Annotated in this window: 10 protein-coding genes and 1 pseudogene; 2 read left to right on the plus strand and 9 right to left on the minus strand. The window is 59.4% G+C overall.

Annotated features, from left to right (window positions below; genetic code table 11):
* Nucleotides 1-163: 163 nt before the first annotated feature.
* The 5 genes from ACODS3_RS11025 to ACODS3_RS11045 all read right to left on the minus strand — a co-directional run bounded on the left by ACODS3_RS11025 (nucleotide 164) and on the right by ACODS3_RS11045 (nucleotide 8,168).
* A complete protein-coding gene (locus ACODS3_RS11025) occupies nucleotides 164-1,240 on the minus strand; it encodes a lipocalin-like domain-containing protein (protein ID WP_489034246.1) in 1,077 nt (358 codons plus the stop codon).
* Entirely contained in the window at nucleotides 1,230-3,710 is a 2,481-nt protein-coding gene (locus ACODS3_RS11030) for an ABC transporter permease (RefSeq protein ID WP_489034248.1), read from the minus strand. The genes ACODS3_RS11025 and ACODS3_RS11030 overlap by 11 nt, the downstream gene beginning before the upstream one ends.
* Before the next feature lies 1 nt (nucleotide 3,711).
* Nucleotides 3,712-4,380 carry an ABC transporter ATP-binding protein gene (locus tag ACODS3_RS11035; protein ID WP_201019279.1) on the minus strand — a complete coding sequence of 223 codons (669 nt, stop codon included), beginning with the start codon at nucleotides 4,378-4,380 and terminating at the stop codon, nucleotides 3,712-3,714.
* Nucleotides 4,381-4,610: 230 nt separating this feature from the next.
* Nucleotides 4,611-6,593, minus strand: coding sequence for a bifunctional tRNA (5-methylaminomethyl-2-thiouridine)(34)-methyltransferase MnmC2/FAD-dependent 5-carboxymethylaminomethyl-2-thiouridine(34) oxidoreductase MnmC1 (gene mnmC, locus ACODS3_RS11040; protein ID WP_489034250.1), 1,983 nt, complete (start codon nucleotides 6,591-6,593; stop codon nucleotides 4,611-4,613).
* A 123-nt stretch (nucleotides 6,594-6,716) separates the two neighbouring features.
* Nucleotides 6,717-8,168, minus strand: a complete 1,452-nt coding sequence (locus tag ACODS3_RS11045; protein ID WP_201019277.1) for an NCS1 family nucleobase:cation symporter-1 — start codon at nucleotides 8,166-8,168, stop codon at nucleotides 6,717-6,719.
* Nucleotides 8,169-8,541: 373 nt separating this feature from the next.
* Between ACODS3_RS11045 and ACODS3_RS11050 the strand changes: the two genes are divergently transcribed.
* Nucleotides 8,542-9,273: an aspartate/glutamate racemase family protein gene (locus ACODS3_RS11050; RefSeq protein WP_201019276.1), complete on the plus strand. Its 732-nt coding sequence runs from the start codon at nucleotides 8,542-8,544 to the stop codon at nucleotides 9,271-9,273.
* Nucleotides 9,274-9,283: 10 nt separating this feature from the next.
* On the opposite strand, the gene ACODS3_RS11055 is transcribed toward ACODS3_RS11050, so the two are convergent.
* The 4 genes from ACODS3_RS11055 to ACODS3_RS11070 form a co-directional block, all read right to left on the minus strand.
* On the minus strand, nucleotides 9,284-10,222 hold the full coding sequence (locus ACODS3_RS11055; RefSeq protein ID WP_201019275.1) for a DUF3829 domain-containing protein: 939 nt from the start codon (nucleotides 10,220-10,222) through the stop codon (nucleotides 9,284-9,286).
* The gene (locus ACODS3_RS11060; protein WP_236250233.1) at nucleotides 10,219-11,871 is read right to left on the minus strand and encodes a J domain-containing protein; all 1,653 of its coding nucleotides are present in this window, start codon (nucleotides 11,869-11,871) and stop codon (nucleotides 10,219-10,221) included. The genes ACODS3_RS11055 and ACODS3_RS11060 overlap by 4 nt, the downstream gene beginning before the upstream one ends.
* Before the next feature lie 255 nt (nucleotides 11,872-12,126).
* The gene (locus ACODS3_RS11065) at nucleotides 12,127-12,351 is read right to left on the minus strand and encodes a hypothetical protein (protein WP_489034254.1); all 225 of its coding nucleotides are present in this window, start codon (nucleotides 12,349-12,351) and stop codon (nucleotides 12,127-12,129) included.
* A gap of 19 nt (nucleotides 12,352-12,370) precedes the next feature.
* Nucleotides 12,371-13,594, minus strand: coding sequence for a zinc-dependent alcohol dehydrogenase (locus ACODS3_RS11070; protein ID WP_489034256.1), 1,224 nt, complete (start codon nucleotides 13,592-13,594; stop codon nucleotides 12,371-12,373).
* A gap of 247 nt (nucleotides 13,595-13,841) precedes the next feature.
* On the opposite strand from ACODS3_RS11070, the pseudogene ACODS3_RS11075 reads away from it, so the two are divergent.
* A pseudogene (locus ACODS3_RS11075) lies at nucleotides 13,842-14,351 on the plus strand (YciE/YciF ferroxidase family protein); the annotation flags it as partial.
* Between the last annotated feature and the right edge of the window lie 111 nt (nucleotides 14,352-14,462).

Genomic DNA, 14,462 nt, shown 5'->3' on the forward strand with positions numbered 1-14,462 from the left:
GCAGTCACCCAGAAACTGACCCGTAGGCGTTGTGGGAGTTTTAGATCAATAGGTTATAAGCAGGCCGTGTAGGAGCGGATTTATCCGCGAGACATCATTGAAGTCGATGCATTTCCTCAATGGGTTTCTCGCGAAGAAATTCGCTTCGGCAAAAAGAAAACGCCTAATACCCCGTCATCTCCAGATAGCCGACCCCGCTCTGACTCCCGCTGACTTTCACCGGCCCTTCCCAGTAAGGAATGCTCAACCCCATCCATGACCCGGGGTTCAGGGCATCGGTGGTGATATCCAGATTCCTGCCGGGGATCCTGATCGACCAGCGAGTCGGCAAGCGTCGCCCGGCGACTTCGGTTTCGTTCAGGGGCTTCATGTCGATGTCACGGGCATGCAGGCTTTGGGTTGTGCCGTCTGCGCCGATCCAGGTGCCGCTCAGGTAAGGCTCGCCGTTTTTGTGGCGCATGCGATACAGCATCACGTGTTCGTCGCCGTCCAGATGCAGGGATAGCCAGTCCCAGCCAGACTGGTTGGCGGTCAAGGGCTGGCTGCTCCATTCCCGGTCAAGCCAGGCGTGACCGCTGACCTGATAGGTCTTGCCATCCATCGTCAGGCTGCCGCTGGCCTCGAAAAAGGGCTGGCTGTAATAGTACGAGCCCTGGCCCTGATCGGACTTCTGGCTATATCCCTGTTCCCCCTGCAGCACCAGGGGTTTGCTGGAGGTGAGTTGCAGGTCGTATTGAAAGTCCTTCCCGGCTGCCTGCAATTGCATCTTCGCCAGCGGGTCTTGCGCCTGCGATTCGCTGTTCAGCGACCAGTCGTCGATCCAGGCCGAGAAGGGCGTGAGCTTGACGCCTGCCTGCCCGACGCCGCCGCGGGCGTAGCGCTCGGCCACATGATGCTGGCTGGCAGAGGTTGCGGCGGCATGGCCCAGCCAGATCGTGTTGTCATTCCAGCCGGTGCCGGTTGGTTCAGGGCGCAGGGCGTTGCGGAACAGCGTCCATTGCACGCCGAAGTCCTGGCCCTTTTCGTCCTTGAGGGTGGCGGTGATGTACCACCACTCGATACGAAATCCGGGATGCGGGCCGTGATCCTCAGGGAATGAAAACACCCGGCCTGGTTTGACCTGAGCATATTCGTCGGCCTGGTTGCCCATCCCGGCGAAGCCGGTTTCTGGAGGTGGTTGCTGGTCGCATGCGGTGAGCAACAGCGTTAAGCATGCCAGCCGCAGCCAGTCAGTTTTCATTGGCGAATGTCCTGAGCAGGTCGGCTGGCCGGGTGCGGTGCAGCTTCAGCAGTGGCCAGGCCGATGCCAGCAAGGTGGCCAGTAACGCCAGCCCCATCAATTGCAGCAGTTGCAGGGGGAAAACCTGTAAAGGCAAGCGCCAGCCGAATGCCTGGACATTGATCACGGTATTCAGGCACCAGGTCAGCATGAGCCCAAGAGGGAGGGCGAGCAGGAGTGTCAGCACAGCCAATAACCAGGTTTGGCCCAGATTGAGCAACATCAACTGGCGACGGGTAACGCCCAGCGCCCAGAGCGGGGCCAGTTGTCCGAGTCGGCTTTGGCTTTGCGTCAGCAGACCGATGAACAGCGCCACACCCGCCACAGCCAGCGTCAGGCTGTTGAGTGCGGCAGTGGCGGCGAAAGTGCGCTCGAACACCTGATTCGACCAGTACTTGAGCTGGCTTTGATCGATGATGCGATTGTCGTCGAGTGCAAACCGGTTTTGCAGTTCACTCACCAGTGGCGGTGTGGCGGCATGATCGATGCGCAGGTTGAAACGAATGGGCGCCAGGTGCGGCCAGTGCTCAAGCAGGTGCCTGGCATTGACCAGCAGGTGGCCTTTGGGATTACCGTAGTCGGCGTAGATAGCCACGATACGTGGCGACCACTTACCGGCAGGGACAGGAATGTTCAGGGTATCGCCCAGCCCGAGCTTGAGCCGCCTGGCCAGTTGCTCGCTGAGCATCAGGGTGTCTTGATGGGCGAGTTGGTTCCAGGGATCTTCTGTCGTCGACTCCAGTAATACCCAGTGCTGGCGATAAGTCTCATGCTCGATGATGCCGAACAGGTCCGCAGGCCAGCCTTGCAACTGGATCGGCACCTGCCAGTTGGGCAGTACTGCCGTGATGGCGGGTTGCTTGCCCAGCCAGGCCTGCATCTCTCGGGATTGATCCGGGGTTTGCGGCGTGACGTACAGCTCTGCGCTCAGACGTTGCTCCAGCCAGTGACTGAAGGTCTGGCGAAAACCTGAAGTCATGCTGCCGGCCCCGACATTGGCTGCCATCGCCAGAAGCAGGGCCATCAACGCCAGGCTCAAGGCTGGCAGTTGTTGTCTGCAATCGGCCAGAAACCACTGCCCCAGGACCGAACGGCTGCGTTTCAGCAATCCACTCAGCAACGCATCGAGCAATACCGGTAACCCCAGCGCCGCACTCAATAACAAGGCAGATATCAATACAAAACCCCAGCCCAGGCTGTTGCCGAAAAGCCAGGCCGCCAGAGCCCCGGCTGCACTGGCAGCGGCAACCCAGGCTTGACGCCGCAACCAGCGTGCATGGGCCTGTTGCCAGGCTTGTGCATTGGCCAAAGCCAGCAGTGGCAGGCGCGCGGCACGCAACAGGCTGTTGGCCCCGGCCAGAAATGCGCCGAGCAGGCTCAAGGCAATGCCGCTGAGCCACCACCCGATATTCAGGTTCAACTGCCCGTCCACCTCGGCCCCGTACAGGCCACGCAGGCTAGCCGCGACATCCGGTAGCAGCAGGCTGGCCAGCCAGTAACCACTGACGACGCCCAGGAGCCCGCCGAGCAAAGCCATTGCCCCAAGCTCCAGAGCCAGCGCAGCGATCAGCAGGCGGGCACTGACGCCTGACGCCCGCAGGTTGCGCAGCAGACCCCGACGTTGTTCCAGTGCCAGACCAATCGCGGCATGAACGATAAACAGCCCGACCACGAAGGACAGCACCCCCAGCGCATTCAGGTTCAGGTGAAAGCTTTCGGTCAGGCGTTGCAGATTATTTTCTTCGCCACTCTTTTTGATCACCAATTGCTCGCTGAGGGCTGGAGGCAGAGCCGGATTGTCAGCGGCAAACTCCTTGGGCAGCAGCAGGCGGGTCAATTGACCGGGCAGGTGCAGCAGCGGTTGAGCAAAGCCGATATCGGTCAGCAAGACTCCCGGGGCCATATCTTTTTTGATGTGCAGAGGCGGCAGGGTCAGACCGTCATGGGTTTCCGGGTGCTGCCCCTCTTGCAGGCCAAGTGCCTGAAGGGTCTGAGGAGCAATCCAGGTCGCGCCCGGCGGAGCGAGAAAGTCGAGGACTTGCCGGGTATCCAGCGTCTGCCCGGCCACTGCTGAACCACTGGGCAACGTCACCGGTTCGATCCCGATCAGTTGCAGGCGTTGATCCTCCAGCCCCTTCAGTGTGATGCGACTCTGCACCATCGGCGATACCGGCCAACCGGCTCGCCGCAGCTCGATGAATAGATCCTGCGAGAAAGCCGCGCCGTTTGGCGCTGTCAGGCTGGTTTGCGGTTCGCCACCAATCATCTGACTGGCCCGCTGGTAGCTTTCCCGTGCCTGGCTGTTCAAGGCCTGAACACCGGTCAACAGGCTGGTAGCCAGCCATAGCCCGGTGAGCAGACTGAAAAACTGCACCGGATGGCGACGCCAATGGCTGAGCAGGGCGCGCACTGTCCAATAAAACACTCGCATATCAGCCTTCGCCCGTTACGACCAGGCGCCCCCTGTGCAATGTGACCTTGTGGGCCAATCGTTCTGCGACACGGGAGCTGTGAGTGACCATCAGCAGGCTGGTGCTGCTGTCATTCAGCAGGTCCAGCAGCAATTGCAGCACTTCATCGCTGGTGGCTTCATCGAGGTTGCCGGTGGGCTCGTCGGCCAGCAGCAGGGCAGGGCGCGAAGCGAGTGCGCGTCCGATGGCAACCCGCTGCTGTTGACCGCCGGACAATTGCTCTGGATAGCGATGGAGCAGATCACCCAGGCCGAGGCGTTCAATCAGTTGCGCCTGCCAGAGCGGGTCATGGCGTCCGGCCAGGCGTGCCTGGAACGCCAGATTGTCTTCGGTCTTGAGGCTTTCGATCAGGTTGAACTGCTGGAACACCAGACCGATTTCGGTTCGCCGCCAGTTGGCCAACCGGGCTTCGCTCATGCTGTTCAGTTGCTGATTGGCGACGGTGATGGTGCCGCTGTCGATCTGATCCAGCCCCGCCACCAGATGCAGCAAGGTGCTTTTGCCACTGCCCGACTCGCCCATCAGCGCCAGACTGCTACCACGTTCCAGATGCAAATCGACGCCACGCAAGACCTCTACCGGGCCTTGGGCCGAGGGATAGCTCTTGAACACGTTTTGCACATTCAACATCGGGGTGCCCGGTTGGAAGTGGTCATACCTTGAGGATAACGGCTATCGCCTATGGGTGTGTGAATGAATTCATTCGTGAAGGCGGCGTTTCATACGATGCATTTCTATTGGGTGTAGCAGAAACTTGTGTGAGGCAGCTTGCTGGCGAAAAGGCTCTGAAAACTGGCAGATATTCTGCGTCTGTACGAGAAGTCGCCAGCAAGCTGCCTCCCCAAAAGTGAAAAACCAGGTCATTTCCCCTGTCTGCGAATCAACCCCCGCAAGGCAAACCGGTTGGGATGGCAGGCCTCTGCCACGCTGCGGGGCAGCGGCAGCGGTTCGTTATCCAGCCAGGCGGCGATCAGCTCGGCGGACAATGGCGCAGTAATCAGGCCGCGTGAACCATGGCCACTGTTGACGTACAGCCCGTCCAGCCAAGGGCAGGCAATGTCCGGCACCTGTCGGGCATCTTTGCCAAGCGCCGCATAAGCCTGAATAAACGATTCCCTGTCTGCCAGCGGCCCGACGATTGGCAGGTAATCCGGGCTGGTGCAACGGAAGGCTGCACGTCCCTGTAACTGCTCCGGCAACAACTCCGACGCGCCGAGACGCTCGGTCAGGTCTTCGGATATTTCCTGCAACAATTGCAGATTGCTCAGGTGATCGGCGGTATTGGTATTCAGGTCATCACTGTTGAAATCGAAGCTGGCACCCAAGGTGTGCTCACCCAGTCGCGTCGGCGCGACATAACCTTCCGCGCAGACCACAGTGCGCAACACCTGGCTGTTGTCGGTCTGCGGCAGGCGGGTGATCTGCCCGCGAATGCGCTTGAGCGGCAGGTCGGCGCTTTGCGCAAAGTGTTTGATATCTGCGGCACCTGCGAGCACCACCACCGGCGCGCTGTCGATCAACTGCTCCTGATTCCAGGCCTGCCATTGCCCATCGACGCGACGCAATTCCAGTGCTTCGTGATGCGCAATCAGTTTGATATTCGGGTGCGCAACCTGCGAATGACACAGCGCTGGCGGATGAACCCAGCCGCCTTCGGGAAAGAACAGCCCGCCCCAACGCAGGTTTACACCGCTGCGCGCCTCGGCAGAAGGCTGATCCAGCCGATGCAGCAGCTCTTCGGGGAAGGCGTCGGCCAGTTGCTGCTGGCGCTGGGCTTCCTTGTCGTCGAAAGCCAGTTGCAGCACGCCGCAGTTGTCCCAGTCGACACCCCTTTGCAGGCGCTCAAGCAGCCGTCGCGTGTGGCCGAAACCACTGAGGATCAACTGCGACAAGGCCGTGCCGTGTGCCGACAGCTTCAAATAAAGCACGCCCTGCGGATTGCCCGAGGCCTCTTGCGCCGGTTGGGCGTGACGCTCCAGCAGGCTTACCTGCCAGCCGCGCTTCGCCAGGCTGTCTGCCGTGGCACAACCCGCCAGCCCGGCACCGATCACCAGCGCCTTGCGTTCACCCTGAAGGGCAGCGGGTCGGGCAAACCATGGCTTGATGGGCGAGGGCAGTGGAGCCTCTTCAGGCCAGGCGATGAACTTGCCGCGCAGCACTTCCCATTTATGGCCGATGCCCGGTACACGCTTCATCTTGAAGCCCGCCGCGTTCAGGGCGCGTCGAACCCAGCCGGTGCTGGTAAAGGTGCCAATACTCGCCTCGGGCGCCGACAGTCGCGCCAGTTCAGCGAACAGCTCCGGTGTCCACATTTCCGGATTCTTGGCCGGTGCAAAACCGTCGAGAAACCAGGCATCGATCTGCCCGTCCAGTTGCGGCAGCATCTCCAGAGCATCGCCGATCAGCAGCGTCAGGGTGATTCGCCCGTCGTCGAAGACCAGCCGCTGAAAGCCTTCATGCAAGGCGATGTATTGATCAAGCAATGGCTCGGCAAAAGCTGCCAGTTCCGGCCACAAGGCCAGGGCGCGTTGCAGGTCTACGCGGTTGAGAGGGAATTTCTCGACGCTGACAAAATGCAGCCGTGCCTCGGGGTGAGCGCACTCCTGAAACAACTGCCAGGCGCAGAGAAAGTTCAGACCGGTGCCGAAACCTGTTTCACCGATGACCAGTCGCTCGCCCGCAGACAAGGCCGTGAAACGCTCGCGCAGATCGTTCTGTACCAGAAACACATGGCGGGTTTCTTCCAGGCCGGATTCGGTGGAGAAATAGACATCGGAAAAGGCGCGGGAATGCGGGTTGCCTTGTTCATCCCAGTCGATCTGGGCGTGGCGGGTAATGGTCATGTTCGGCTCGGCGGTGGCAGAGGCGGCATTTTACCCGTGTATGCAGACAAAAGCGGTTCAGATTGACCCACGGTGAGGATTACAGCCGGACAAGCCCTGTGCAGGACCTGTCCGGCAGGTTTTTCAGTGCTGTGCGACCGGGCTGCTCACATTGTCCGGTTGCTTGCGTGGCCACAGAGTCAGGCCGTAGTACAAGACGCCGCCCAGGAAGCAGCCGGTGAACCAGGCGAAGTTGGCAATCGGCTTGAACCATGGGATGAAGGTAAAGCACAGGCCCACCAGTGCGCTCAGCAGCAGGGCGGTGACCGCGACACGGTTCACGCCGTTGGTGTACCAGTAACGACCGCTGGGTGTGTCATTGAACAGGGCATCGACATCGATCTGTTGTTTCTTCACCAGGTAGTAGTCCACCAGCAGGATGCCGAACAGCGGGCCGATGCAGGCGGCCAGGATATCCAGGGTGTAGTGAATCACTTCCGGGTTATTGAACAGGTTCCATGGGGTGATGAAGATGGAAGCGACTGCCGCGATCATCCCGCCTGCACGCCAGCTGATACGGCTGGGTGCCACGTTGGCGAAATCGAAGGCCGGCGAAACGAAGTTGGCGACAATGTTGATGCCGATGGTGGCGGTGACAAAAGTGAACGCGCCCAGCAGCACGGCAGTGGTGTTGTCGATACGGGCGACGGTCGCAATCGGGTCATGGATCATTTCCCCGAAAATTGGCAGCGTGCCGGAAACGATCACCACCGTTACCAGGGAAAACGCCAGGAAGTTCACCGGCAGGCCCCAGAAGTTGCCGCGTCGTACGTCTTCCATGCTCCGGCAGTAACGGCTGAAATCGCCGAAGTTCAGGGTCGGGCCTGAGAAATACGACACCACCAGCGCGATGGCCATGATCACCTGACCAAAGGCCGCCCAGCCGGACAGCTCCTTTTCAGCCAGAGTGAAACTGATGTTGTCCCAGCCCGCACGCCAGACGATCCAGCCCGCGAGAACGAACATGACGGCATAGACCGCAGGGCCAGCCCAGTCGATGAAGCGACGGATCGACTCCATGCCTGACCAGAACACAATCGCCTGCACCACCCAGAGCGTCAGGAAGCCGAACCAGCCCAGGTATGAAAGCCCCAGGAAACTCACGTCTTGATAAGCGGCCAGTTCCGGGAAGAAACGCAGCACCACAATCACCAGCGCGCTGGACGCCAGATAAGTCTGAATGCCATACCAGGCCACCGCGATCAGGCCACGGATGATGGCTGGAATATTGGCCCCGAAGACCCCGAAGGCGAGGCGACAGATGACCGGGTAGGGCACCGCAGCCTGCTGGCTGGGCTTGGCCACCAGATTGGCAATCACCTGAATGATGCAAATGCCCACCAACAGCGCGATCAGCACCTGCCAGCTCGCCAGCCCGAGAGCGAACAGGCTGGCGGCGAATACATAACCGCCGACGCTGTGAACATCGCTCATCCAGAAGGCAAAAATGTTGTACCAGGTCCACTTCTGGGGGATCGGCCCCAGATCATGATTGTGCAGGCGCGGGCTGTATTCGGCCGGGCGTTGGTCTGTCATGGCATTCCCTCCCTCGTTGGGCCATCGCTGTAGCTGGGTACGAGTGATGGCGTTTTTGTATACGATCTTGTACGCAAGACGTATGCCATGGCCCGGATTCTCAGGGAAAAAGCCTCCAGAGTATTGCCGGGCGGGAGTTCAAGGAGGGAACACCGGTGCGTGGGATCATCCACAAATGGTGCTTTCAGTGCGCGAAAACAGGGCGGTTTTGCTCGATAGAAGTGCATTCATGCCCTGAGGAAGCTGCTTGCCTGCGCAAATGGGATGGGGTGCGGGCTATCTGAGCGATAACCCAACATGGCACTATTTCTGTATACAATCGTGAGTGCCAATAACTTTCATGGCATTTTCAAGCAGCGCTGAAGGAGGCCCTGTGCGTATTCAAGTGATCAACCCCAACACCAGCGATGCCATGACCCACAAGATCGGGCTGGCCGCCCAGGCGATAGCGCGACCGGGCACGCAAATCATCGCGTGCAGCCCCGAGGACGGGCCGGTGTCCATCGAAGGGCATTTTGACGAAGCCATTGCCACGCTGGGCGTGCTGGAGGAAATACGCAAAGGACGAGATCAACAGGTCGATGCCCACATCATCGCCTGCTTCGGCGACCCAGGCCTGCTGGCCGCCCGCGAGTACGCCACTGCACCGGTCATCGGTATCGCCGAAGCCGCCTTTCACATGGCAGGCCTGATTGCCACACGCTTTGCCGTTGTCACCACCCTGAGCCGCACCCGGATCATTGCCGAGCACCTGCTGCAACGTTATGGCTTCAGCGAACTCTGCACTTCGGTGCGTTGTATAGATTTGCCAGTCCTGGCCCTGGAAGAAGGCGGCCCGGAACTGATCGAACGCATGGTCGAACAGGCCCGCCGCGCCCGTGACGAGGAGGGCGCCGGTGCCATCGTGCTGGGTTGCGGCGGCATGGCTGACCTGCCTCGACAACTGAGCGAAGCCATCGGCCTGCCCGTAGTGGAAGGCGTCAGCGCCGCCGTGAAACTGGCCGAATCGCTGGTGGACCTGGGCCTGACCACCAGCAAGCATGGTGATCTGGCCGACCCGATCGGCAAACCGTTCAAGGGGCGTTTTGCGTATTTGAGTCGCTGAAAGGCAGCGCTCAATACTTGCCAAATGCAGCCAGGTTATACAGCGTCCACATCCGGTCATAGCCGTTGTCTACGGCGATGAAATCGTTACTCAATTGCTCGGGTTCTGCCCGAGCGGTCCAGTGTTGTTGCAGGGTAGCCAAGGCGTCGATCCAGGTCTTGGCCGGCTCGCTGATCTCGCGCCACACAGGTTTGCCGCCTCCGGCTGAGGTCAGACGTGGCAAGGTCTTGAAGTAGTCTTCAGCATCGGTCCAGGCTGCCAGCAATGAGCGGTGCAAGGCCTGAACCTGCTCGGGAGTCAGGCGCTGACTGCCCGCCTGCTCATCCAGTTGATTGATTGCCAGGCGCGCCATCAGCATGAAATTGAGCGTGTGCCAGTGCTGATCGCGTCCGAGGCGTTGTTCGATTTGCTTGAGTTGTTTGCTGCGCAATTGCAGCATTGGCTGTTCGAGCGCCTGATTGAAGGCGGGCGCACGTTCGTACAACTCGTCCATTCTTTGGGTGAGCAACTCATTGAGCTGGCGCGCAACCGGTATCTCGGGGTATCGCTCAACGTACAGTTGTTCGACCTTACGGGCTTCAGGGCGCAGATTGTCATAGGCCTGGATGTAATCATAAGCGGCAATGTCCAGAAGGCTGTTCCATTTGTGCCCGCCGCTCACATGAAAGGAGCAGGGACTTGTAGAGTCCTTCTCGGCAGAGCCCATGCCGAAGCCGCTGAACGTCCGGCTTGGAGAGGGATTGCGAGCGATCACATCGTCAAAACGGGTCTGGTAAAAGTGATAACGAATGCGCAGCAACGTATCGCTGTAAGCCAGGCATTTGTTCATCTTCAGCAACTGGGTTGATACAGACTCTGGTTTTTCGCGAGACGGCACGAGTATCTGGTGCAACCAGGCAATCCCCAGAAACACGCATACGGCGACAACAAAGGCGCGACTACTGATCATGGTCGGCCTCCTTGCGTGGAAGGTGCGTACCATTGCTGACGTGTCACCTGTACCTGACAGGGCGGTGAAGTGTCGTCCAGGGTTGCGCACAGGCGCAGTGGCCAGGGGTGCATGCCCTGATCTTCGCCCAGCGGGCGATAGTTGATGATGGCGACGGCTACCCAGAGCGAAGACGCCAGCAGTCCGAAGGCTATGCCGATTCTCATTTCCCGTAGCCATGAGCCGGGCGGTGATTCTGTAAATGCCTGCTTACGACGGTCTGGCCTGGACGTGCGGCTCAGCAGGGCCAGGCCCAGCAGGACTGCCGTGTAGACCAGCAGTGCGCCAATGCCACCTGCCAGAAAGGCCGGTATCGCAAGCAACCACCCCGGCAGACTTTCATGTAGCGGCAATGGCGTGGGACGTCGCAGGCTCAGCCAGTGACCGCAGCGTTCTCTCAGAGCCTTGTCCGTGCGCCAGGCATTCAGGGCAACGGCTCGACACACCCAGCTCACGCACCACGCCAACAAGCCGAACAGTGCGGCCATCTCCAGCATTGTGCTCAGTGTTTCAAGCAGGCTGCTGCCCAGACGAAAATAATCGTTGAAGGCTATTTCCCCGGTTGAACCGAGGATTGCAAGGGGCAGTGCCCATACTGCTGGGCTGCGCTGCAGCGGACGCCAGAAGTAAGGGTCCATGCCCGGCATTTCGCTTGCCAGTTGTGGATAGCGGTGCTGTACGGTATTGGCCAGGTGTTCGCACATCTGCCAGTCGGCCTTGTTGAATGCAGCCGTGAGCTGCACTCGGGCATCCTCTTGCATGGGCTGAAACAACAGGCGGGCTGCTCTGGAATCAGGACTTTCGCTTTTCTGGGCTGCGAGACGCTGTTGCTCCTCAAGAAAAGCGGTGCTGTGGCTGCGCTGCAGCAGCTCGCTCCAATAGCGCCAAGGCGTAAGGTTTCCTGTCTGTTTCCAGCCTTGGCTTGCGCATAGCGCGTCGAACAACGGGTTGGACCAGAACGTGGCGTTGAGCAGCAGCCGGGCCAGACACTCATTGAGCCACTGGCGACGGTCGAGTGTCTGTAGCCAGGCTTTTTGTTCAAGGTTGCGGCACAGATCCAGCAAGCGCTGGATGTTTCCTGTGTCCAGCGCGCTATGCAGCTGGTGTTCGGTATGGCTCAGCAGATAGTTCAATACGGGTTCGGTGGCCGCATAAGAAATATCCTGACGCTGCCATGGAGTCAGCCAGTAAAGGTGCTGCACGACAGGCTCTGCCATCTCCTTCATGACTTCAGGGCTCGATAGACAGAGGAGCAGCAAGCGCCCTTCAAACTCCGCTTCGCAATAACTCGTGCGAGCCTGTTCCATGCGCTCGACCAGGTTATCTGCCGTGATGCCTTCAAGCAGTTGCTCCGCCAGCTTCCAGGCTGGGGTCGAACCGTCGTTCAGCGGCAGGACATCAAGCGGGGCAAATGTCGGGGCCGGATCGAAGGCCTGCACCTCTTGCCATTCGGCAGACCAGTTCAGAGCCTGTTCATAGGCATCGCGCAGACGTTGAAACCCCTCAGGATCCTCGTCTGGTCGGTGTTGTTTGAGCAGGGCTGCGTATTGACGCTTGATACTGCGGGTATCGGCATCGGGTTCCAGCCCCAGCACAGACCAGCAATTCATTCCTGCACATCCAGCACAAGCAGTAGGCTGAGGGGTATGCCGACAGTCATGGGGTGTGGGACTCCTGGGACACAGTACGAATCTTGAAGGTGACTCGCTGTATCGGCAGGTATTGCACAAACTTGCGTGTACTCAGGTGGTGCGCATCAATGCATTCCGTAGGAGCGAATTCATTCGCGAAGGTATTTCAAACGACCTATCTCTGTCGGATGTACTGACCTCTCGCGAATGAATTCGCTCCTACTGCCGGCGGCTTTACCCCTTGCTATGCTCCGACGACGTAGGCCCTTCAACCACGCCGCGTGGGCCGGCGACTCCCCAGATACCGGCACCGATCACTGGCAGGACCACCACCAGAGCACTCCAGCCTGCCTTGGTCGCCAGGCTTTTGCGTGAACGCCAGACGCTGTTGATGACCCAGGCGTCGAGCAGCACGACCATGACCGCCACGGCGATCCAGAACACGGTAGACATTTCCATTCCGGCACCTCCGTACCTGTCATGTTGCAGGAAGCACGATCGTGGAATCGGGTTCCGGCACGCTGATGGAGTTGTTGCCTGGCGTCAGGATCACCTTGCGGCAGTCTTCCTGGCCCTTGTCGAAAATCTTGTAGCCCGTGGCGGCATCTTCCAGAGACATCCGATGGGTAATGATCGCTTCAGGGGCCAGTCGACCGGTTTCGATATGCTCCAGCAGTTCGGGCATGAAGCGTTGGACGTGGGTCTGGCCCATCTTGAACGTCAGGCCCTTGTCGAACGCATCGCCAAACATGAAACCGTGGATAAAACCGGAATAAACCCCCGGCACACTCACTACGCCGCCGCGCCGCACAGTGGCGATGCACTGGCGCAAGGCTTTGCCGCTGCTGCCTTCCAGCTTGAGAGTCGCTAGCACGGTTTCCGTGGTGCTGCCCTTGGCCTCGAAACCGACCGCATCCACCACGGCATCGACACCGCGCATGCCGGGTGTCTGGCGAATGATGGTATCGGCCGGGTCATCGTCTTCATCGAAATTGATCGGGATGGCGCCGTAGGTCTTTTGTGCATAGGCCAGCCGATAGGGGTAATGATCGACGATGAAAATCCGTTCGGCCCCCAGCATCCGCGCGCACGCGGCGCAGAGCAGGCCGACCGGGCCAGCGCCGTAAATGGCGATGCTTGAACCCTTGCCGATGCCTGCATTGAGCACCGCCTGCCAAGCGGTGGGCAGGATGTCGGAGAGAAACAGAACCTTCTCGTCCGCCAGAGTGCCCGGCACCTTGAACGGGCCGACATTGGCTTTCGGCACTCGCACATACTCGGCTTGCCCGCCGGGAATGCCGCCATACAAATGGCTGTAGCCGAACAGCGCGGCGCCGGGCGGGATGGATTTCTTGTTGAGGATCGCGCCGCGTCCGGTATTGGTCGTTTCACAGGCGGAAAACAGATCCAGCTGGCAGAAAAAACATTCCCCGCAGGCAATCACGAATGGAATGACAACCCTGTCGCCCCGCTGTACAGCGGTCACCGCAGGCCCGGCTTCTTCGACGATCCCCATGAACTCATGGCCCAGGATATCGCCATGCTCCGTGGCCGGGATCTTGCCGTGATAGAGGTGCAGGTCAGAGCCACAGATGGCGGTGGCCGTGACCCGCAGGATGATGTCGTCGGCTTCCTGTATCTGCGGGTCGGGCACGGTATCGACTTTTACATTGTGCGCCCCGTGATAGGTCAGTGCTCTCATGGTCAGCCCTCGGCTTTGCCAGAAGGAGTCTGGACTTGCCTTAGATGAACGAGGGTTGTCGTGTTTGGTTCATGGCAATGGACTAACGGTTGCTGGCCATTGATAAGCCACCGTGACTGCTCGTCGGCTTATTTCTCATCGGCCTGAACGGCTGTTATTCCCCCTCAGTCGACTCCAGTGACGGGTAAGCAGTCGGAACCCTTCAAGGCAGTCAACCTGAAGCAGGACTCACTCCACGAGGTTCCCGATGAACAAAGCATCAAGCAAGAGCAGAACAACGATTGAGGATCTGTTCATTCACGAGCTTTCCGATATCTACAGCGCTGAAAAACAGATCTCCAAAGCACTGCCAAAACTGGCTCGGGCTTCGACCAACCCCAAGCTGGCCGAGGCATTCAATGCTCATCTGGAGGAAACACAAGGGCAGATCCAGCGTATCGATCAACTGGTCGAGCAGTTCGAGATCAAACTCAAGCGCGTCAAGTGCATCGCCATGGAAGGGTTGATCGAAGAAAGCAAGGAACTGCTGGAAGAAATCGAAAAAGGTCCTGTACTCGATGCGGGACTTATCGCTGCTTGTCAGAAGATCGAGCACTATGAAATATCCGGCTACGGAACGCTGATTGCCATGGCCAAACACCTGGGCCTGGACAATGCCGCGAGTGTGCTGGGCGAAACCCTGGCAGAGGAAAAATCCGCCGATGAGAAACTCACAGCGATTGCCGAAGAGGGCGGTACCCAGGCCGCTACGCTGGATCTGGAGGAAGGACAAGAGGTAGAGGGCGATCAAGAGGAAGATCAGGAGCAGGAAAAACAACCCCGCAAGAAAAGACAGGCCTGAGTGGTTAAGGCATACACGTGAGAGGGG

It is taken from the genome of Pseudomonas sp. FG43, assembly GCF_057809175.1.

What these genes read in the sequence shown, in the direction of transcription:
- ACODS3_RS11035 (WP_201019279.1), bottom strand. Translation starts at nt 4,380, where the DNA reads ATGTTGAATGTGCAAAACGTGTTCAAGAGCTATCCCTCGGCCCAAGGC.
- ACODS3_RS11045 (WP_201019277.1), bottom strand. Translation starts at nt 8,168, where the DNA reads ATGACAGACCAACGCCCGGCCGAATACAGCCCGCGCCTGCACAATCAT.
- ACODS3_RS11030 (WP_489034248.1), bottom strand. Translation starts at nt 3,710, where the DNA reads ATGCGAGTGTTTTATTGGACAGTGCGCGCCCTGCTCAGCCATTGGCGT.
- ACODS3_RS11055 (WP_201019275.1), bottom strand. Translation starts at nt 10,222, where the DNA reads ATGATCAGTAGTCGCGCCTTTGTTGTCGCCGTATGCGTGTTTCTGGGG.
- ACODS3_RS11025 (WP_489034246.1), bottom strand. Translation starts at nt 1,240, where the DNA reads ATGAAAACTGACTGGCTGCGGCTGGCATGCTTAACGCTGTTGCTCACC.
- ACODS3_RS11065 (WP_489034254.1), bottom strand. Translation starts at nt 12,351, where the DNA reads ATGGAAATGTCTACCGTGTTCTGGATCGCCGTGGCGGTCATGGTCGTG.
- ACODS3_RS11070 (WP_489034256.1), bottom strand. Translation starts at nt 13,594, where the DNA reads ATGAGAGCACTGACCTATCACGGGGCGCACAATGTAAAAGTCGATACC.
- mnmC (WP_489034250.1), bottom strand. Translation starts at nt 6,593, where the DNA reads ATGACCATTACCCGCCACGCCCAGATCGACTGGGATGAACAAGGCAAC.
- ACODS3_RS11060 (WP_236250233.1), bottom strand. Translation starts at nt 11,871, where the DNA reads ATGAATTGCTGGTCTGTGCTGGGGCTGGAACCCGATGCCGATACCCGC.